Source organism: Sphingobacterium prati (assembly GCF_013167215.1).
GTDB classification, from domain to species: Bacteria; Bacteroidota; Bacteroidia; order Sphingobacteriales; family Sphingobacteriaceae; genus Sphingobacterium; species Sphingobacterium prati.
This window is the reverse complement of record NZ_JABJWY010000034.1, coordinates 768,773-787,205: the sequence shown is the minus strand read 5'-3', so window position 1 is coordinate 787,205 and position 18,433 is coordinate 768,773. Positions and strand designations below refer to the sequence as shown.

General features: G+C 41.0%; 17 protein-coding genes. 12 read left to right on the top strand and 5 right to left on the bottom strand.

The genetic code is table 11. The annotated features are described in order from the left end of the window. Window positions 1–4 precede the first annotated feature (4 nt). Both HPC41_RS13550 and yajC read left to right on the top strand, forming a co-directional pair. The gene (locus HPC41_RS13550; protein ID WP_172394523.1) at window positions 5–466 is read left to right on the top strand and encodes a DUF1573 domain-containing protein; all 462 of its coding nucleotides are present in this window, start codon (window positions 5–7) and stop codon (window positions 464–466) included. A 26-nt stretch (window positions 467–492) separates the two neighbouring features. Further along, window positions 493–813, top strand: coding sequence for a preprotein translocase subunit YajC (gene yajC, locus HPC41_RS13545; RefSeq protein WP_172394522.1), 321 nt, complete (start codon window positions 493–495; stop codon window positions 811–813). 169 nt (window positions 814–982) lie between these two features. On the opposite strand, the gene HPC41_RS13540 is transcribed toward yajC, so the two are convergent. Next, window positions 983–1,618 (bottom strand): hypothetical protein, encoded by a 636-nt coding sequence (locus HPC41_RS13540; protein ID WP_172394521.1) that lies wholly within the window; start codon window positions 1,616–1,618, stop codon window positions 983–985. A 756-nt stretch (window positions 1,619–2,374) separates the two neighbouring features. Between HPC41_RS13540 and HPC41_RS13535 the strand changes: the two genes are divergently transcribed. From HPC41_RS13535 to HPC41_RS13525, 3 genes are read left to right on the top strand one after another with little or no spacing between them, the layout of a single operon-like run. Then, the gene (locus tag HPC41_RS13535; protein ID WP_172394520.1) at window positions 2,375–3,325 is read left to right on the top strand and encodes a CdaR family protein; all 951 of its coding nucleotides are present in this window, start codon (window positions 2,375–2,377) and stop codon (window positions 3,323–3,325) included. 7 nt (window positions 3,326–3,332) lie between these two features. Further along, the gene (gene coaE, locus HPC41_RS13530) at window positions 3,333–3,914 is read left to right on the top strand and encodes a dephospho-CoA kinase (protein WP_172394519.1); all 582 of its coding nucleotides are present in this window, start codon (window positions 3,333–3,335) and stop codon (window positions 3,912–3,914) included. Window positions 3,915–3,918: 4 nt separating this feature from the next. Further along, entirely contained in the window at window positions 3,919–4,872 is a 954-nt protein-coding gene (locus tag HPC41_RS13525) for an MBL fold metallo-hydrolase (RefSeq protein ID WP_216660751.1), read from the top strand. Window positions 4,873–4,897: 25 nt separating this feature from the next. On the opposite strand, the gene HPC41_RS13520 is transcribed toward HPC41_RS13525, so the two are convergent. Next, a complete protein-coding gene (locus HPC41_RS13520) occupies window positions 4,898–5,302 on the bottom strand; it encodes a hypothetical protein (protein ID WP_216660750.1) in 405 nt (134 codons plus the stop codon). 337 nt (window positions 5,303–5,639) lie between these two features. Between HPC41_RS13520 and dinB the strand changes: the two genes are divergently transcribed. From dinB to HPC41_RS13485, 7 genes are all read left to right on the top strand, one after another. Then, window positions 5,640–6,740 carry a DNA polymerase IV gene (gene dinB / locus HPC41_RS13515; protein WP_172394518.1) on the top strand — a complete coding sequence of 367 codons (1,101 nt, stop codon included), beginning with the start codon at window positions 5,640–5,642 and terminating at the stop codon, window positions 6,738–6,740. A gap of 130 nt (window positions 6,741–6,870) precedes the next feature. Beyond that, window positions 6,871–8,997: a S9 family peptidase gene (locus tag HPC41_RS13510; RefSeq protein ID WP_172394517.1), complete on the top strand. Its 2,127-nt coding sequence runs from the start codon at window positions 6,871–6,873 to the stop codon at window positions 8,995–8,997. A gap of 151 nt (window positions 8,998–9,148) precedes the next feature. Then, the gene (locus HPC41_RS13505; protein WP_172394516.1) at window positions 9,149–9,955 is read left to right on the top strand and encodes a beta-carotene 15,15'-monooxygenase; all 807 of its coding nucleotides are present in this window, start codon (window positions 9,149–9,151) and stop codon (window positions 9,953–9,955) included. Between the two features lie 15 nt (window positions 9,956–9,970). Continuing rightward, window positions 9,971–11,128 carry a 1-deoxy-D-xylulose-5-phosphate reductoisomerase gene (locus tag HPC41_RS13500; RefSeq protein ID WP_172394515.1) on the top strand — a complete coding sequence of 386 codons (1,158 nt, stop codon included), beginning with the start codon at window positions 9,971–9,973 and terminating at the stop codon, window positions 11,126–11,128. A 15-nt stretch (window positions 11,129–11,143) separates the two neighbouring features. Next, on the top strand, window positions 11,144–12,469 hold the full coding sequence (gene rseP / locus HPC41_RS13495) for an RIP metalloprotease RseP (RefSeq protein ID WP_172394514.1): 1,326 nt from the start codon (window positions 11,144–11,146) through the stop codon (window positions 12,467–12,469). A gap of 242 nt (window positions 12,470–12,711) precedes the next feature. After that, window positions 12,712–12,915, top strand: coding sequence for a YwbE family protein (locus HPC41_RS13490; RefSeq protein ID WP_104382499.1), 204 nt, complete (start codon window positions 12,712–12,714; stop codon window positions 12,913–12,915). A 252-nt stretch (window positions 12,916–13,167) separates the two neighbouring features. Beyond that, a complete protein-coding gene (locus HPC41_RS13485) occupies window positions 13,168–13,539 on the top strand; it encodes a response regulator (protein WP_172394513.1) in 372 nt (123 codons plus the stop codon). An 18-nt stretch (window positions 13,540–13,557) separates the two neighbouring features. Here HPC41_RS13485 and HPC41_RS13480 read toward each other — a convergent pair whose 3' ends face one another. Genes HPC41_RS13480 through HPC41_RS13470 form a run of 3 tightly spaced genes read right to left on the bottom strand, consistent with a single transcriptional unit; the run spans window position 13,558 to window position 18,411 of the window. Then, a complete protein-coding gene (locus tag HPC41_RS13480) occupies window positions 13,558–13,770 on the bottom strand; it encodes a DUF6965 family protein (protein WP_172394512.1) in 213 nt (70 codons plus the stop codon). Window positions 13,771–13,795: 25 nt separating this feature from the next. Then, on the bottom strand, window positions 13,796–15,262 hold the full coding sequence (locus HPC41_RS13475; protein ID WP_172394511.1) for an efflux transporter outer membrane subunit: 1,467 nt from the start codon (window positions 15,260–15,262) through the stop codon (window positions 13,796–13,798). After that, window positions 15,259–18,411: an efflux RND transporter permease subunit gene (locus HPC41_RS13470; RefSeq protein WP_172394510.1), complete on the bottom strand. Its 3,153-nt coding sequence runs from the start codon at window positions 18,409–18,411 to the stop codon at window positions 15,259–15,261. The genes HPC41_RS13475 and HPC41_RS13470 overlap by 4 nt, the downstream gene beginning before the upstream one ends. Between the last annotated feature and the right edge of the window lie 22 nt (window positions 18,412–18,433).

The following is an 18,433-nucleotide window of genomic DNA, read 5'->3' as shown; positions in this document are numbered from 1 at the left end:
ACAAATGAAAAACTTTAGTAAATATTCAGTTTTAGCTTTGGCATCGCTACTTTTCTTTTCTTGTGGAAATTCCCAAAACGGAAAAGTTGAGGTTGCTAAGACAGGGACTGAAACCGTAGCGGCAGATAGTCTTTCTAAAGCTGCGGCGCAACTGGGTAAAGTAGAATTTGCAGAGTCGGCATTTGATTTTGGACAGATCAAAGAAGGTGCACAGGTGAAGCACACTTTTGTATTGAAGAACACTGGTGATGCGCCAGTTATCTTATCCAAAGTGACGGCATCTTGTGGCTGTACGCAGCCAGAGTTTTCAAAAAGCCCTATCTTACCGGGAGGAACATCGGATATCCATGTTACTTTCAACAGTGAAGGGCAGGTTGGTAAGCAGCAAAAGATTATTACGATTCAGTCAAATGCTTCAAATGGGCTGACAACCGTCCAGCTAAAGGGTGAAGTATTAGCAAAATAACACATTATTAAACGATATAATAACAGATGAATACAGTATTATTACAAGCAGCCGGTGGGAGTAGTATGATGAGTTTTTTACCAATGGTTTTAATCATTGTGGTATTTTATTTCTTCATGATCAGACCGCAGATGAAGAAGCAAAAAGATCATAAGAAATATATTGAAGAATTGGGTGTCAACTCTAAAGTCGTTACGACAGCCGGTATCCACGGGCGTATCGTAGAGGTATCTGATGCTACTTTTTTAGTAGACGTTGGTTCAGGCGTAAGAATTCGTTTTGACAAGTCCGCAATTGCTTTGGATGCTTCAAAAGCTGCAAACGCAACAGAGAAGAGTGCTTCATAAGCTTTTTTCTTGAGAAAAATGAAAGCCAGCCTTCAAAAATGGGCTGGCTTTATTATTTAATGCATTTTTTTCGATTGTAGCTCTATTCTATTCTACCGTTGTACGGGGGCCTCTATGCTATCCTTCGTTTGTAGTCAGCCTTGGACATTCTACTTATTAGACATTCTACTCATATAACTCCACAGTAAGCGGAATTTGAAAAGCCGCCATTCAGAGTATCCCATATGCAGACGTAAACATGATAATCACAATTTTTTGTGCTTATTTCATCAAATTGTAATGAACAGCTACCCTGATTTACCTCTGCAATGGAAGTTTTCAAATGAGATTCACCATATAAACCAATCAATGCCAGATTGATTTTGTAGAAGCTCCGCTCATATTGCGCATCAGGTGTCCATTTGAGATCGATTACACTACCGTGGAGGCTAACCTGACAGTTGGATAATGGCCTGAGCTGTCCTGTAAATACAACTAGCTTTTCAGGGTTAATGAAAGGATTATTATCCGAATCCAGTTCCATAGCTTCCTTAAAAATATGGCGCTGAGCCAGTTGGAACGCTCCTATGCGGCTTCCTTTTTCTGCCAAAAACTTGTAACCAAAGTCTAGTATCGGCCGATTGTCTCCGGCAAATCGCCCGGCAACTTTTTGCTTTTTTCTGTTGAGGAGTTCTGCTTCACTGGGCGGGGATGTACGTTTTCTTTTAGGGCCGCGTACAATATTTTGGCCATTCAATATATAAGCACTGACAGAACCGAATTTTCCGGTTATAGGGCCATTGGGGCCATTTTGTAAAATTGCCATAGTCGTTTCTTTCTATTGGTTTATAATTGCTGGTATCTAACTTATTACCAATATAATACCAAATTCTTAGTTAAAATCGAAGTAACACTACTTTTACAAAGTAATAACAAGGTAATAGCAGGGATTTATCCCAATTATACCCTTGTTATACCCCTGTTAACCCCCTATAATATCCCTGTTAATAGAAGAGTTGGTATGAATTAATTAGAGTTTTGTTCCGCGCACTGTGGAGAAGAAGCACTCATTCCTGTGTTGTAGAAGTAGCTGTATTTTTTAGATTCACATCATTTATGGTCAATATTTTTTAAAAAATGTGTTGAATTGTCAATCGAAGTGGAATTGATCTGTTACTCTTGATGAGCCTTTTGTAGGGCTAAGTCCATTATATATCGAATTGTTTAAGGAACATTTTTCTTATACGAGACTATATAAAAGGATACTGATTGCTGATCATTCTTATCGTGACGTCATGGACGTTCGTGACGAAATACAGCCGATGAAGGAAGGTGCATTACTGAAGATCAATGGGAAGGAACATCTTGTCTTTAGCCAGTATCGGAGCGGATCTGAATGATCGTTAAATTAGTTTATCGTATGACGATCCCATTTGTTTCTATTAAATCCGATTGTTTTTGTCCTACTGTGTCAAATGGTCTATAAATTTTGAACAGCTATGGTCGCTATTATAAGGTAGCGCAATATGGATTTTTAATTCCTTTTGAACTTATTTTTACGCAAATTGATTAAGTTTGTAGCATGGCAAACGCAGTTCGACTAAATAAGACCCAACGACGCAAGATCAATATCTTTGTGCGCTGTGTTGGAATTTCGTTGCTCGCTTGGTTACTGTTTTCAATTTCCAATCAATATACGGTGTCTGTTAAGGCGGCGATAGAATATGTCAATTTGCCGGAAAAACGTGCTTTTCACCCACAACAATCCGATACCGTCAAAGTAAAGCTCGAGATGACGGGCTGGCAGTTCCTGTTTTCTAAGGCCGCCTTAGAAACACCAAAAGTGCAGGTCGATCTCAGTTCACTGAAAACAAAAGATTGGATTGTCTTTTCCAATCAATTGGGATTTATTAACCGTCAATTTCCGCATGAACAACGTGTCGTTTCTGTGAGTCCGGATACCTTGTTTTTCGATTTCTCAAAACAAACACAGCGCAAGGTTCCTGTAAAACCATTGTCCAATATCTTGTTCAAAAAGGGTTATGGTTTTATCGCAGACACCAAGGTGACACCTGCATATGTGACCATTACAGGGCCATACGAGGATGTTTCCACGATAGAATATTGGGAAACAGATACTGTTCGCGGGAAAGAGGTGGAGACTGATGTACGCACTGTGGCCAATCTTGCCCGTAACCAAAAAGGAAACATCAACGTATATCCTACTTCTGTGGAAGTATTGATGCCGGTAGGCGAATTGACCGAGAAACTTATTGAACTACCTGTGAAAGTTGAAAATGGACAACGTTATAGCTCCGTTAGACCCAGCCCAAGTAAAGTGGTGATTACTGTACTGATGTCGGTTAAAGATTATAATAATTATACATCCCGCGATTTTGAGGCTGTGGTAGACTTGGCAGACTGGGAAAAAAACGAAGTACAATATTTGCCGATCCTGTTGACTAAGGTGCCGGATTATTGTAAGATTATCAGTGTTGTGCCGCAAAATGTGGACTTCTTTGTACGAAAATAGGGATAAAATGGGTTTGAAAATAGGAATAACAGGCGGGATCGGTTCCGGAAAAACATTTCTTGCTAAGCTTTTTGAAGCCTTGGGGGTGCCTGTCTATAACGCGGATGAAGAAGCCAAAAGGTTGATGAATTCCGATACACGGATCAAAAAACAGTTAATCGAGCTGTTTGGCGAGGCAACTTACAAGGATGGTAAATTGGACAGGACATTCCTGGCAACTATCGTTTTTTCGGACAAGGAAAAACTGGAATTATTAAACGGTATTGTACACCCGATTGTCATTCAGGAAGCTAAAGATTGGGCCGAGCGGCAAACATCACGATATTCGCTAAAAGAAGCCGCGCTACTTTTCGAAAGTGGCTCCTACAAAGAACTGGATTATACCATATTGGTTACAGCCCCAATGGATGTTCGTATACAGCGCGTCATTAAGCGGGATAGCGTCACCGAACAACAGGTACGGGAACGTATCAGCAAACAATTGTCTGACGAGGAAAAATTGCAGCTCGCGGACTTCGTCATCATTAACGATGGAATCACTCCACTACTACCGCAGGTATGGACATTGCATCAAAAATTTCTAAAATAAGTATATGTCTATCATATTGTCTGACTTTTTGGTCAGAAAACCGGAAGGGTATTATTGCCGTTATGGCGACTTTTTTATCGATGCGGGTGGTCCCGTAGCACATAATGTGGTATCTCATGCCCACGGTGACCACGCCAGCTCGGGGCATGATTATGTCTATTGTACCAATGGGACTGCGTTGTTTATGAATTACCGCTATAAGCAAAACCGTAAGGATTCCTATCAGATAAAATTATTTAATAGCTCCTTTAAAATAGGTATGATCGAAATCACTTTTTTACCAGCTGGCCATATATTGGGTTCGGCGCAGATCTTAATGGAATATAAAGGTGTACGATATTTATATACGGGCGACTATAAGTTACAGCCTGATGAGACCTGTGAAGCCATCGAAGTGCAGCAGGCCGATGTGTTGATCACCGAGAGTACATTCGCAAACCCCGAGATCATCCATCCCGATCCTATTGCTGAGATCAAGAAACTGGAGGGACATGCGAGCAATATCCTGTTGGGAACTTATGTACTGGGTAAAGCACAACGGGTGACCGATCTGATCAATAGGTATTGCCCAGAAAGAAGGGTGCTGGTACACAGCGGAATATTACCTTACCATCGGTTGTATGATGAACATGGACTTAAAAAAATGAGTTATGAGCCTTACAACCGCAGGGAAATGAAACAGGGAGAGCAGAATAAGGTTTACCTGGTGCCGCCCATGACCTTCAAGAGTTATTTTAGAGCGACAAAAGTATTGCGGGCATTTGCTTCTGGATGGAAGCGGCTACAAGCTCAGAATGATATCGAATTGTATATATCAGACCATGTAGACTGGAATGATATCCTTCATTATATAAAAATGGTAGCGCCGCGGGAAGTCTGGACATTGCATGGCGACGGTACAATACTTAAAAGTTATTTTGAAGAACAGTTAACGGTCCGAGATGTGCTTTCCGCATAATAAAGGAGGGGATACCCTCCTTTATTTATTTCATGTTAATGATTTTGTCGACTACATAAACTGTATTGCCTCGCCAGGGCAGCGCCCCATGGTACTCTTTGTAACGAAGATCAAAATATTTACCGCTATTCAGTTCCAGTTGGCGAAATATCGAATCATCCTCAATAGAAAATTCAAATTGATTGCTGGCAATTCCACCGGTTTTGGCACGACCAAATCCTTCTTGGATGAGTTTACCCTCGTACGTCTTAAATATATTACCTTTTTTAACAGCAAAATTTAAATAGCCTGATTTTACCCCTTCACCAAAGACATAATAGTATTTCCAGTAAACATAAGACCCAAAGCCTACTAACAAAAAGAGTAATAGGACAAATACAAATTTCTTAAAGCCTGATTTAGTCCGTTTTTGTTCCGGTAAATTTTCCATAATTCTTTACACTAGTGTTTGTTATATCGTTTCTTTTCACGTATTCAAGTTTGCGTTTGCTCAAAAATATCCTATTGCTTTTTAATTTTTATGGAAAATAAGTAGCAATATGGAAGTTCAAGACTATTGTCAACTGATATTGGAGCTCTGTCACAGCCTTTATAAATTCATCATTCACAAGAATTCGGCCAATTATAGTCAAAGAAAAAATAAGGTAGAAAAAGTTAAGCTTATAGGCGTAAATATTAACTGCCTGATAATCGGCTTAACGGACTAATGATGTTAGTATTTCATTGCGGATTCTAGTGATTCTTGCTAATTTTTGTAAATTTGAACAATGGATTCGTCCCAATCATATCGTAAAATTATCCACCTGGATATGGATGCTTTTTATGCATCCGTGGAGCAGCGGGATTTTCCGGAATATCGGGGCAAAGCTATCGCTGTGGGTGGCTCACCGGACGGGCGCGGGGTGGTGGCGACAGCCAGTTATGAAGCGCGTAAATTTGGCGTAAAGTCAGCGATGAGTTCACGAAAAGCGCTTCAGCTTTGTCCGGAGATTATATTTACCCGCCCACGATTTGATGTATATAAACAAGTTTCCTATCAGATTAGGGAGATCTTTCAACGGTATACGGATTTAATTGAGCCTTTGTCACTCGATGAGGCCTTTTTGGACGTTACGATCGACAAACAGGGAATAGGTTCAGCTATCGACATCGCTAAAGCGATTAAAAGTGCAATCAAGGAAGAATTGAACCTGACTGTGTCTGCAGGAGTTTCAGTTAATAAATTTGTCGCCAAGATTGCTTCCGATATGGATAAGCCCAATGGTCTGACATTTATAGGCCCTTCAAAGGTGCTGAAATTTATGGAGTCCCTACCTGTGGAGAAATTCTTTGGCGTGGGGAAAGTGACTGCCAAGAAAATGCACGAGTTGGCTTTATTTACAGGTATGGATCTCAAAAAACAGCGTGAGGATGACTTGGTGCGTTGGTTTGGTAAGACTGGACATTTTTTTTACCGTATAGTCCGGGGCATAGACGACCGGCCTGTGACCCCAAATCGAAGTAGTAAATCGGTTGGTATAGAGGATACGTTTGAGGCGGACATCGAAACCTTTGAAGAATTGAACGCTATTCTTCAAAGACTGAGCAAACAGCTTTGGGAGCGCGTTGGAAAAAAGGAAATCTTGGGCAGGACGCTGACATTGAAACTAAAGTATGCAGATTTTGTTCAGCTAACAAGAAGCGTTACATTGGATACCAGTTTTGATTCGGAAGAAAAAATCTATGCAACAGCCCATAGCCTCTTGAGTAAGATTATCTTAGCTAATAAAGTGCGGTTACTGGGAGTTTCCGTTTCTAATTTCGTGGATGAGGCGGATTTTCCAAAGGAAGGTATCCAGCTTGCTCTCTTTGAGCAATATCGTTCGTAATAAAGTTGACTACTATTTGGGGCTGTCAACGATGTGTAGGTTTGAATAAGCTTGTTACAGGGAAAATCGTGGTTATTTACCACAATTCTTTATCTTAGCTGAAATAATTAATAAACATATCCAAGAATTAATGAATACAGTATCAAGAGTGCTTTTCGGTGCATCTATTGTGTTTTTTGTGCATGATCTGACCTTTGCGCAGAAGAAATTGGATTTTGCGCAATCCTGGGGACAGAAGCAGTCTTTAACCGTGCGCACAAATCAATATCCGGGCTGGGCGGATGAAACCGCTTATCTTGAAAATGACGTCAACGATAGCAGGCTCTATCAGGTCAACGTCAAATCGGGGAAGAGAAGTATCTATACGGTTCCTGCCAAGGAAGGGACAGTTGTCTATGTTGAGGATAATGATATTTTTATCAAAAATGGCTCCGGTGCAGCGAAAAAACTGACTAATTCACCTGAGGTTGCTGAACAAAATCCTACTTTATCTCCAGACGGTCAATATGTGGCCTTTACACGTAAAAGTAACTTATATAGTGTTGAGGTGAATACCGGAAAAGAATTTCAGTATACGAATGACGGTACCGATGTGATTTATAATGGCTGGTCTTCGTGGGTTTACTATGAGGAGATTTTGGGCCGCTCGACAAATTATAAAGCCTTTTGGTGGTCGCCAGATAGCAAAATGATCGCTTTTATGCGTTTTGATGATACCAAGGTGCCGATGTTTCCGATTTATTCATCCAAAGGGCAACATGGTTATCTCGAAGAAACACGTTATCCGAAGGCGGGAGACCCTAATCCTGAGGTTAAAGTGGGTATTGTACAATTGAACGGCGGTAAGGTGACCTGGGCGGATTTTAATGAAAAGGATGATCAGTATTTCGGCCAGCCTTATTGGGCATTTGATAGTAAAAATGTAATGATCCAATGGATGAACAGGGATCAGAATAACCTGAAATTCTATCAGGTCGATCCGAATACAGGGCTAAAAAAGGAGATTTACGATGAACACCAATCTTCGTGGATCAATTTGGATCATGAGGAGCGCATTACGTACCTTGCTGACAATAAATATTATATTTTAAAATCGGATAAAACCGGTTGGGCGCATTATTACCTGTATAAGTTGGATGGGACATTGGTGAATCCGATTACATCAGGCAATTGGCAGGTGACTGAGATCAAAAGGATAGATGAGAAAAATAAAGTAATTTATTTTACAGCGCGTAAGGAAAATTCCGCTCGTTTTGACCTATATCGTGTAGATTATTCGGGTAAAAATCTGAAACGTTTGACCTTTGGTGAATATTCACATGATGTCAACGTATCGCCTGATGGCAAGTATTTTATCACCCGATATTCCAATGTGCGTACACCGGACCGTTTTGCGTTAGTGGATAATCAAGGTAAAGTGCTGCGCCAATTGGCAAATAGCAAAGCTGCGGACTTTGATTCATATACTTATGGGAAAACGGAGTATTTGCATATCAAATCAGATGATGGTCTTTTTGATCTGCCGCTGACGATTACCTATCCAACCGATTTTGACAAATCGAAAACGTACCCTGTTGTTTTTAGTATTTATGGAGGTCCTGATGCGGGTACAGTAAAGGATACCTGGAAAGGTACCGGCAATCAGTATTGGGCGAATGAGGGTGTTATCCAGGTTTCAGCGGATCACCGGGCGTCTGGTCATTTTGGTAAACAAGGGGTTGCTTATATGCACCGTAACCTGGGGCATTGGGAAATAATCGATTATTCCACTATCGTAAAATGGCTGAAATCGCAGTCTTGGGTTGCTAAAAACAAAGTATTGATTACAGGTCATAGTTATGGCGGTTACATGACTTGTCTAGCGATGACCAAAGCAGCTGATGTATTTGACTTTGGTATTGCCGGTGCACCTGTGACCTCTTGGGAACTCTACGATACGCATTATACCGAACGTTGGATGGATACGCCGCAGGATAATCCTGAAGGGTATAAAACGGGGTCAGTATTGACCTATACCAACAATTACAAAGGTGTATTACGTATCATGCATGGTGATATGGATGACAATGTGCATTTGCAGAATACCACGCAGCTGGTGGATAAATTAACGAATCGAAGCGTGCCATTTGAATTGATGATCTATCCGGGCAGCCGCCACGGATTTGACCGTTCAAAAAGTAAATATGACTTTAATGAGCGTGCACGTTTCTACTATCAATATCTATTAGAGAAACCTCTTCCAAAAGAGTTTAAGTAGTAAATGCTACGGTTCTCTTCAAAATCCCTTATCTTTTGCTAGGATAAGGGATTTTTTATTGAAAAATATAAAAAATATCAATTTTATAGCAGGCTAAATTGTTGAAAATTAAAAATAATGGCATCTTTGTAAAAGTTTATTTAAAGAAAAAATGATTCAATTCCTAAAGGAAAGTACTTTTGCCGTAAATGAAGTTTTTAATAAATCGTTGGAGCTACTTAAAAAGCATTATTTTTCTGTTGCCGGCCTTTGTTTTTTACTGTTTATAACCTCTGGTTTATCCAATTTTTTGGCCACCACGATCAGTGATTTCAATGTGGTATTGAGCGGTTTTATGGCCTTCTTTTTCATGGTGATGTATTTCGGGCTGAATCTCACCTTATTCAAATACATTCTCAATCTAATCGATGGCAATCAGGATAAAAAATTGATCCACTGTATCCCTAGCAGCAAAGAGCTTATCTATTTTTTTGGTGCGATGCTAAGTATTATGGTACTTTCTATTGCACTATTATTACTACTGGGAGCCGTATCGCTTCCGTTTCTGTATATATTTGAAAATGGAGAAAATCGTGCTGAGCTCATGGGTAAGTTCACTGTTTTTGTAGTCTTCATCGCAGCAATATTGACATTTATATTGATTATTCGTGTGGCATTTTATCCCTTCTTTATCATTGATAAACATGCGGGAACATTTAAGTCGCTACGGTTTAGTTTTGCGCTGACCAAGGGGAATGTATTCAAATTATTATTGATCTTGGCGGTATTTGCTTTTTTTCAATTATTGCAGATGTATTTTAATTTTTTAGAATATTACATAATTTTTATTATTTTGAACCTTGTGAGTTCATTCTTGGTGGTACCTTTGGCCTGTATTGTTGTTTCGGTTGCTTATCGGGAGATGATGTCGGACTACCACGGCGGGGAGGATCCAAAGATTTTGAATAATATATTTTAATAAAGAGAGAAGGTTTTGAGTAAAAAAGGAATTGCCATTTTAGGGGCAACGGGTAGTGTCGGCACACAAGCCTTGGATGTTATTAGAGCCTTTCCGGATAAGTTTGAAGCAGTTGTTTTGACTTGCGGCAGCAACGGCGAGCTGTTGATCAAACAGGCGTTAGAGTTTAAACCAAAATCGGTCGTCGTGACCGATCCGATCGAATATAAAAAGGTTAAAGAGGCCTTGGCATCTCAGGAGACGACTGTTTTATACGGTGAGGAGGGATTGATTGAAGTGGTGCAATATACCGAAATCAGCATTGTGTTAAATGCTATTGTGGGGTCTGCAGGTTTAAAACCTACTGTCGTAGCCATCCGATCCAAGAAAGATATTGCTTTGGCCAATAAAGAAACCCTTGTGGTGGCCGGCGAGTTGATTATGGCTCTGGTCAAAGAATATGGTGTAAATATGTTACCTGTAGATTCTGAACATTCGGCCATCTTCCAATGTTTGGTCGGTGAAGACCAAAATCCCATTGAGAAAATTTATGTGACAGCATCTGGAGGGCCTTTCCGCGGAAAAAAAAGAGAAGAGTTGCTGCATGTAACGAAAGTGCAAGCGTTAAAACATCCCAATTGGTCTATGGGGGCCAAAATCACGATAGATTCCGCTTCTTTGATGAACAAAGGTCTTGAGGTGATCGAGGCGAAATGGCTTTTTGATCTTTCGATCGATCAGGTTGATGTCATTGTACATCCAGAGTCGATTGTACATTCCTTGGTCCAATTTAAGGATGGCTCCATAAAAGCACAAATGGGGGTTCCGGATATGAAATTGCCTATTCAATATGCCTTGACTTATCCTGCCCGATTCGAAAATAATTTTGAGCGGTTCAATTTTATGGACTATCCGACGCTACATTTTGAAAAAGCGGATCGGGAAACATTTCGGAACTTGGCGTTGGCTTATGAAACACTTCGTGCTGGCGGAAATAAATCTTGTATATTGAACGCTGCAAATGAGGTGGTTGTAGGCGCTTTTTTAGCCGATAAGATCGGATTCCTGGAAATGAGCGATGTCATCGAACGTACACTGGGGAAGGTAGGATTTATAGCTAATCCGACATTAGAAGACTACTTGGAGACTGATCGCTTAGCACGGTCGATAACAAAAGAAATAATCAAAGATTAAATATAGAAAGCATACATGGGTGTTTTAATTATGGTCGGACAAGTGATTTTAGGCTTGTCAATTTTAATTGTTCTACATGAGTTAGGACATTTTTTAGCAGCACGTGCATTTGGAATTAAAGTGGAGAAATTCTATTTATTCTTTGATGCCTGGGGAGTGAAATTGTTTAAGTTCAATTATAAAGGCTGTGAGTACGGTATTGGCTGGTTACCTTTGGGTGGCTATGTGAAGATTGCCGGCATGATCGACGAGTCAATGGATACCGAACAGTTGAAAGGCGAACCTCAACCTTGGGAGTTTCGTTCGAAACCCGCATGGCAACGCTTGATCGTGATGCTGGGCGGTATTATTGTTAATATTATCGTGGGTATCCTGGTTTTTTGGATGTTGACCTTTAAAATGGGCAATACAGATATCAGGATGGATCAGCTCGTGAACGGTATTGTCCCGGGATCTATTGGTGAATCCATTGGTCTGAAGGCAGGTGATAAAGTTATTGCTATCGACGGACATCGCGTGGAAAACTACTCCGAGTTAATCAGTTCGAAAGTGTTAATGGGCGGTGTAGCCCTTACGATAGAACGTGATGGTGCAACAAAAGAAATTAAGGTACCAGCAGACTTACTGAATACTTTGTCAGATAAAAAAGGAGAGAAGTTTATTGAACCACGTGTGAAGACAACAAGCGTGGCGCAGGTGGCCCCAGGATCAGTGGCCAGCAAAATGGGCTTTGCAAAAGGGGATAGCATTGTTGCCGTAAACGATATTCAGGTACCTTTCTTTGATCAGTTTAGGGGATTAATTAAAGCAAGTGTCAACAAAGCTGTTGTCATTAAAGTAAATCGTGCTGGAGCTGAGGTTCCTTTGCAAGGTACTGTACCGGCAGATGCTATGTTAGGTATTGGTATCAATCATGATTATTCAATTAAATCGTTTACAACACATTATACGCTCCTGGAGGCTTTTCCGATCGGTGCTAAGAAAGCATTTACGGTAATTACGGATAATGCCAAGGGTTTCGGAAAAATTTTCAAAGGTGAGGTACGGGCGGATAAAGCACTATCTGGTCCTATTGGTATTGCTACCTTGTTTGGTACCGAAGTGGATTGGATTCGTTTTTGGTCTTTGGTCGGGATGCTTTCAATGGCACTTGCATTTATGAATTTATTGCCTATTCCGGCACTGGATGGCGGTCACGTCTTATTCTTATTGATTGAGATGATCCAAGGCAAACCTTTGAGCGAAAAGTTTCTTGAAAAGGCACAAATGGTGGGATTCTTTATCCTTTTGGGGCTCATGGTATTTATATTTGGAAATGATATTTTTAAGTTGTTCAAATAACCTAAGTGGTACAATATCGTCTTGCATATTCGCTAGCACAAGATGAATATTGATACGATCATTGTACGCGCGACAACTTGATATCGAATCGTGCAGGCGAATTGTTGAAAACAAAAAACATGGATCAAATCCATCGTCTCAAAGGCCTCAACGCACATAGAACAGGGGTCGAATCAATAATTCAACAAAAAATAGGGGAGTTTTCTTTTGGAAAACTCCTTTTTTATTTCTTACATTTGAATATGGACGGAAGAAATAGAGCAGACGTAAAACCCGGAATGTTGGTCAATATTATTTTAAAAAAAGATCAACGTAGTGGAAATCTTACAGAAGGTATTGTAAAAGATTTATTGACATCTTCTTCTTATCATTCCAGAGGTATTAAAGTAAGACTGACTGATGGTCAGGTGGGGCGAGTGGCCGAAATTATTGAGGATGACTTTTAACGATATCATATCGTTAAATCAAGTCTGTCAACAAGTGCAGGGATCTGGATATAATGTCCCCAAGACAATTTCTACCTATTAATATTCTTTTTATTCGATCTGAATTCCGTTATAGGCGAATTACAATGTGTTTTTTTTGAAATAAGATTTGCATAGTAAAATAATTCTTGCTAACTTATTTCCAGTTTTTTTATTTTATTACGTATTTATAGAATTTTATTGTATTAATTAGTAGCATGACAGCTTTTTCGAATGGATACCAAAAGTAAATGTAAGATTGTCTACGCAGATGATGTGACGATCCATCATGTGATGATGAGGGCTATGGCCCAATCCCATTCTTTGGAATTAGTGTATTGCGCCGCTAACGGCAGAGATCTCATCGACTATTTAATTGAACATAAAAAAGCACTACCGGAGGTATGTATACTGGATCTGCACATGCCGATTTTAAATGGTATCGAAACCGCAAAAATAGTCAGGGATAAATTTCCTTCCATCCGTATATTTGGCCTGACCTCGAGTAGTGATGAAATCGAACGTATTGAAATGTTAGCGGGAGGCGCCGAGCAAATCTTTTCGAAGGAAGAGATGGCTGCATTGCTGCAACAGCTAAATGCATAAAAAAAGCCTAACAATTTGTTAGGCTTTTTCGTTATTTTCCAAAGCTTCTTTAAACTTTAGCAGCCTTACCCATGCGGGGCATTTGCTCAGATCTTTTTTCCATAGTCCAACATGAATAAAACTCGTGCTAATAAATCGCTCTACATCAAAGACTTGCATGTCTTGTTGTATCTCCAGCGATTTGGGGAGCTCCCGAGAGCGAAAATATTCTTGTAATTCTTCTGGTGTCATAAGACAAAAATAGCTTTTTAAATCATTATCTCCAACCGCCACCTAGAGAACGGTAGAGGTCCACGAAGCCATCCAAATGCTGCTGGCGTAATTCGACAAGGTCTAAATCGCTGTCCAGGGCATTGCTCTGAGCGGTGATCACCTCGAGGTAAGTTGCATAACCACTTTTGAAGAGTAGATTTGCATTCTTCACCGCGAGATGCGCATTATCCACTCTTTGCCTTGCCAGCTCCAGCTGTTCACGCTGTTTGTCGACGGTTACTACAGCATTGGAGACTTCAGCAACGGCTTCAACCACTTTCTGTTGAAGCAGGATTTCGGCCTTATCCCGTTCCAGTCTAGCAACTTCATATTGTGTTTTTAGAGTTTTGTTTTTGAAAATGGGTGTGGTCAGATTGCCGGTGATGCCACCTAATAAAGCTCCGGGGATATTGAACCAATTTCTGGGAAGCATAGCGTTTACCCCCAATACTCCACCGATGTTGAGCGAAGGATAACGCATAGCCTGTTGAATATTGGCGTTCGCATTAGCGGCCATCAATTGAAACTCGGCCGAACGTATATCTGGACGATTTCGTACAATTTCGATGGGTGAACCGAGTGAGATGTCTTTGCTTTCAGCAAAAAGGTGTTCATATGAAGTCCCGCGCCTGATGCTATCTGGAAGTCTTCCAGTTAACGTCTGAAGTGCATTCTCTTGAATTACAATCTGCTTTTCCAATTCTGGTACGAGCGAAGCGGCAAGCAAGCGTTGCGATTCGGTTTGTTGTATGGCCAGCGCTGTAATCTCACCGGCATTGTATTGAAGTTTGATCATGCGTAATGTACTGTCATTCAATTGGACATTGCGTTTGGCCACTTCAATCTTGGCATCTAGCATCAAAAGATTGAAGTAACCTTTGGCAACAGCAGTGATGATATTGGTTCGAATTGCATTTTTCGCTTCCTGTGTATCCAAATATTCAGCAAGGAGTTGTTCTTGTTTGCTGCTGATCTTTTTCCAGATGTCTATCTCCCAGCTAAAACTGATATCTGATCCAAATTGAGATTGGTAAACAAACATATTTTCCCTTGCTTTTTCGCCCTTGCGCTCATAGTATTTTGTCAATGGCCCGCTTCCAAAATCTCTGGATCGCCAGGTACGGCTGCCATTGGCAATGGTAGCATTGACACTTGGTAAATAGTTCGATTTATTCTGTGCCAAGACCCTCGTGGAGATTTGGAGATTGAGCAATGCAGTCTTCATCTCGAAGTTATTGGCTAAAGCAGAGTCGATTAGTAGTTTGAGGGTGGGATCATGGAAAAACGATTTCCAATGAATAAGACCCATGCTTGACGTATCGCCAAAATAATCCAGTGTATCACCACGGAAGGTGTTGGGAAGTTTTAGCTTGGGCTGAACATAGTCTTTGCCAACTTTACAGGCATTCATTAATATTATTAGGCCTGCAGCTACACATAGTGCTGAAATGTATTTTCTTATGTTCTTCATTCTTCTTCTTTAGCTAATTTATCCTGTAATTTCTCATCCAAACCTTTGAAGACAACAAAGAGTACCGGAATAATAAAAATGCCAAACGCAACGCCTAGCAGCATGCCTCCTGCGGCGCTAAAGCTAATCGAGTGATTACCAATAGCCGAAGGGCCAACTGTCCACATCAATGGAACGAGACCTGCAACAAATGCGAGACTGGTCATTAAAATCGGTCTTAACCTTAATTTTGAGCCGCTGACTGCCGCTTCGACAATAGTTTTCCCATTTTTGCGCTCTTGTATGGCAAACTCGACAATGAGGATTGCATTTTTAGCCAATAGGCCGATAAGCATGATTAAGCCTACCTGTACATAGATATTATTCTGCAAGCCGACAAGATTGATCACTGAAAAAACACCGATCAAACCCACAGGTATTGACAACAAAACCGCCCAAGGCAAAATATAGCTTTCATACTGTGCAGCGAGTAGAAAGTAAACAAACAAGATACTCAGTACAAAGATCAGGATGGTCTGTGAGCCTGATTGACTCTCCTCATAACTCATTCCCGTCCATTCAAAGCCATAGTTGCCGGGAAGCTCCTGGTCAGCTAGCTTTTGGATCGCCTGCATGGCGTCATCGGTGCTGTATCCTTCAGCCGGTGTTATATTGACTGAAATAGCATTGTATAGATTATACCGGGTGATGGTTTCGGGCCCAACAGTTTTTTCTAATGTCAATATGGTGTTGATGGGTACCATCTCACCTTTGTTGTTCCGTACGAAAATTGAATTGAAGGACTCGGGGTCTTTACGGAAGTCAAAATCCGACTGCACGTAGACACGATACTGACGACCGAAACGATTAAAGTCACTGGCTTGTACCCGTGCAAAATAGGAGCGGATCGTGGACATGAGATCTTTGATCTCAACGCCAAGTGATTTCGCTTTTACAGCGTCAATGTTCACCTCGTATTGTGGGAAATTGGATTTAAAGCTGGTGTAAGCGCTTCGGATTTCCGGACGGGTATTCAATTGGCTAATGAAAGTATCCGCAATGGTATTAAAGTCCCTTACGTCACCGCCCATGCGATCTTGTAAAACCATCTCAATGCCCGCAAAATCACCAAATCCCTGTACGGTTGGTCTTGGGAAGACTGTGAATGTAGCCTCATTAATTTGAGCCAAATCATTCCTGATGGTGTCCATAAAAGCATTGATATTTTTAATATGCTCGCGCTTTGCATGCGGCTTAAGTGTAATGTAACCTGCAGCAAATGCAGGGCTTGAACTACCATCCAGGGCGTTGAATCCAGATACCGTTGTCATTCCTTCAATATCTTTTCTTTTTTTCAGTATGCTGTCGGCACGATGGAGGACTTCTGTCGTCCGGCTTAGCGAAGCTCCTGGAGGCAGCGCGATGTTGTAAGTGATAAATCCATCATCTTCTGTTGGGATAAAACTCTTTGGCGTTTTGACCATCAAAACGACTCCGATTGCGGTAATCAATATCAAACCTATCCAGGCTACTTTTTTGTGATTAATCAACCACTGCACGATGGATACATACCGGGCAGTCAGATGATCAAAAGAAGTGTTAAATGCTTTAAAGAAGCGATCTTTGAATTGATTAATTTTGGATTTATGTTTTTCTTCGTTCTGATGTTTTGGCGCTTTGAGTAAGAGTGCACATAACGCAGGACTCAATGTCAATGCATTTAATGCCGATATTAAAATCGCAGTTGCCAGTGTATAAGCAAATTGTCGGTAAAAGATACCAGCAGGTCCCTCCATAAAGCCAACGGGCAAAAATACGGCCGCCATGACCATGGTAATGGACAGTATCGCACCGGTAATTTCTGACATTGTCGATAATGTTGCTGCTTTAGGTTTTAATCCTGTGCTGTGCATTTTCTCATGTATCGCCTCCACAACAACAATAGCATCATCCACAACAATACCAATGGCAAGCACCAAGGCAAACATCGTCAATACATTGAGCGAGAAGCCAAACAGCTGTAAGAAAAAGAAAGTACCTACCAAAGAAACGGGTATTGCAATCGCAGGAATCAAGGTAGACCGAAAATCTTGTAGGAAGATGAAAACAATGATAAATACGAGAATAAACGCTTCAAAAAGGGTGTGTTCAACCTGATTGATGGATTCATCAATCTGGTCACGCACGGAATAAGTCACTTCATAATGTAATCCCTTAGGGAATGTCTTAGCTTGCTCTTCGAGCACCTTTCGGACGGCAATATCTATATCGTGGGCGTTAGAACCACTGGTTTGTGTCAGATTGAGGGTCAGCCCGGGATGACCATTAACTTTATTGTCGCTACTGAGATTTGTTGCGCCAAATTCTACCCGCGCAACATCCTTTAGGTAGAGGACCGACCCATCATTGTTTGTCTTGATGACAATATGCTGGAATTCTTCGGGGGTTGTAAAGCGCCCCTTGTGTCGAATCACGGTTTCAAATGCTTCGTCAGAAGTTTCCCCAAATTTACCCGGAGCGATTTCAAAGTTTTGATCTTTGATGGAGTTCATAATGTCTTGGGGGACAAGATTATAGAGTGCTAATTTTTCAGGATTTAGCCAAAGCCGCATCGCATAATCCCTTGCACCGAGACGGGATACTTGCGCTACCCCGTCGACACGCAATAAGGGCCGCATGAGATTGATCTGTGCGTAGGCCTGCAAGAAAGTCTCGTCATAGGCCTTATCTTGATGATCTGAATAGAGATTAATGGTCATGATAACCCCCGTCTGACGTGGCATAACGGTAATCCCGGCCTCATTTACTTCGGCAGGAATAGCGCTAATGGCTTTTGAAATGCGGGTTTGCACATTCACCGAGGCAATGTCTGGATTTGTTCCAGTTTTGAAATAGACGGATACACTTCCCGAACCAGAATTGGAGGCAGAAGATTTAATGTACGTCATGTCTTCAACACCGTTGATGGCCTCTTCAATGGGCAGCAAAACACTTTTTGCTACCGTCTCCGCGTTGGCACCCGGATAACTCAGTGATACCAGGACACTCGGCGGTGCGATTTCAGGAAAGCGGGATACAGGAAGTAATTTTAACCCCACCAAACCCAATATGACTAAAATGATAGAAATGACCGTCGCTAAAACAGGTCTATTTATAAAGGTTTTTAACATACATAAGAATTTTAGACATACC

What these genes read in the sequence shown, in the direction of transcription:
- HPC41_RS13550 (WP_172394523.1), top strand. Translation starts at nt 5, where the DNA reads ATGAAAAACTTTAGTAAATATTCAGTTTTAGCTTTGGCATCGCTACTT.
- yajC (WP_172394522.1), top strand. Translation starts at nt 493, where the DNA reads ATGAATACAGTATTATTACAAGCAGCCGGTGGGAGTAGTATGATGAGT.
- HPC41_RS13540 (WP_172394521.1), bottom strand. Translation starts at nt 1,618, where the DNA reads ATGGCAATTTTACAAAATGGCCCCAATGGCCCTATAACCGGAAAATTC.
- HPC41_RS13535 (WP_172394520.1), top strand. Translation starts at nt 2,375, where the DNA reads ATGGCAAACGCAGTTCGACTAAATAAGACCCAACGACGCAAGATCAAT.
- coaE (WP_172394519.1), top strand. Translation starts at nt 3,333, where the DNA reads ATGGGTTTGAAAATAGGAATAACAGGCGGGATCGGTTCCGGAAAAACA.
- HPC41_RS13525 (WP_216660751.1), top strand. Translation starts at nt 3,919, where the DNA reads ATGTCTATCATATTGTCTGACTTTTTGGTCAGAAAACCGGAAGGGTAT.
- HPC41_RS13520 (WP_216660750.1), bottom strand. Translation starts at nt 5,302, where the DNA reads ATGGAAAATTTACCGGAACAAAAACGGACTAAATCAGGCTTTAAGAAA.
- dinB (WP_172394518.1), top strand. Translation starts at nt 5,640, where the DNA reads ATGGATTCGTCCCAATCATATCGTAAAATTATCCACCTGGATATGGAT.
- HPC41_RS13510 (WP_172394517.1), top strand. Translation starts at nt 6,871, where the DNA reads ATGAATACAGTATCAAGAGTGCTTTTCGGTGCATCTATTGTGTTTTTT.
- HPC41_RS13505 (WP_172394516.1), top strand. Translation starts at nt 9,149, where the DNA reads ATGATTCAATTCCTAAAGGAAAGTACTTTTGCCGTAAATGAAGTTTTT.
- rseP (WP_172394514.1), top strand. Translation starts at nt 11,144, where the DNA reads ATGGGTGTTTTAATTATGGTCGGACAAGTGATTTTAGGCTTGTCAATT.
- HPC41_RS13490 (WP_104382499.1), top strand. Translation starts at nt 12,712, where the DNA reads ATGGACGGAAGAAATAGAGCAGACGTAAAACCCGGAATGTTGGTCAAT.
- HPC41_RS13485 (WP_172394513.1), top strand. Translation starts at nt 13,168, where the DNA reads ATGGATACCAAAAGTAAATGTAAGATTGTCTACGCAGATGATGTGACG.
- HPC41_RS13480 (WP_172394512.1), bottom strand. Translation starts at nt 13,770, where the DNA reads ATGACACCAGAAGAATTACAAGAATATTTTCGCTCTCGGGAGCTCCCC.
- HPC41_RS13475 (WP_172394511.1), bottom strand. Translation starts at nt 15,262, where the DNA reads ATGAAGAACATAAGAAAATACATTTCAGCACTATGTGTAGCTGCAGGC.
- HPC41_RS13470 (WP_172394510.1), bottom strand. Translation starts at nt 18,411, where the DNA reads ATGTTAAAAACCTTTATAAATAGACCTGTTTTAGCGACGGTCATTTCT.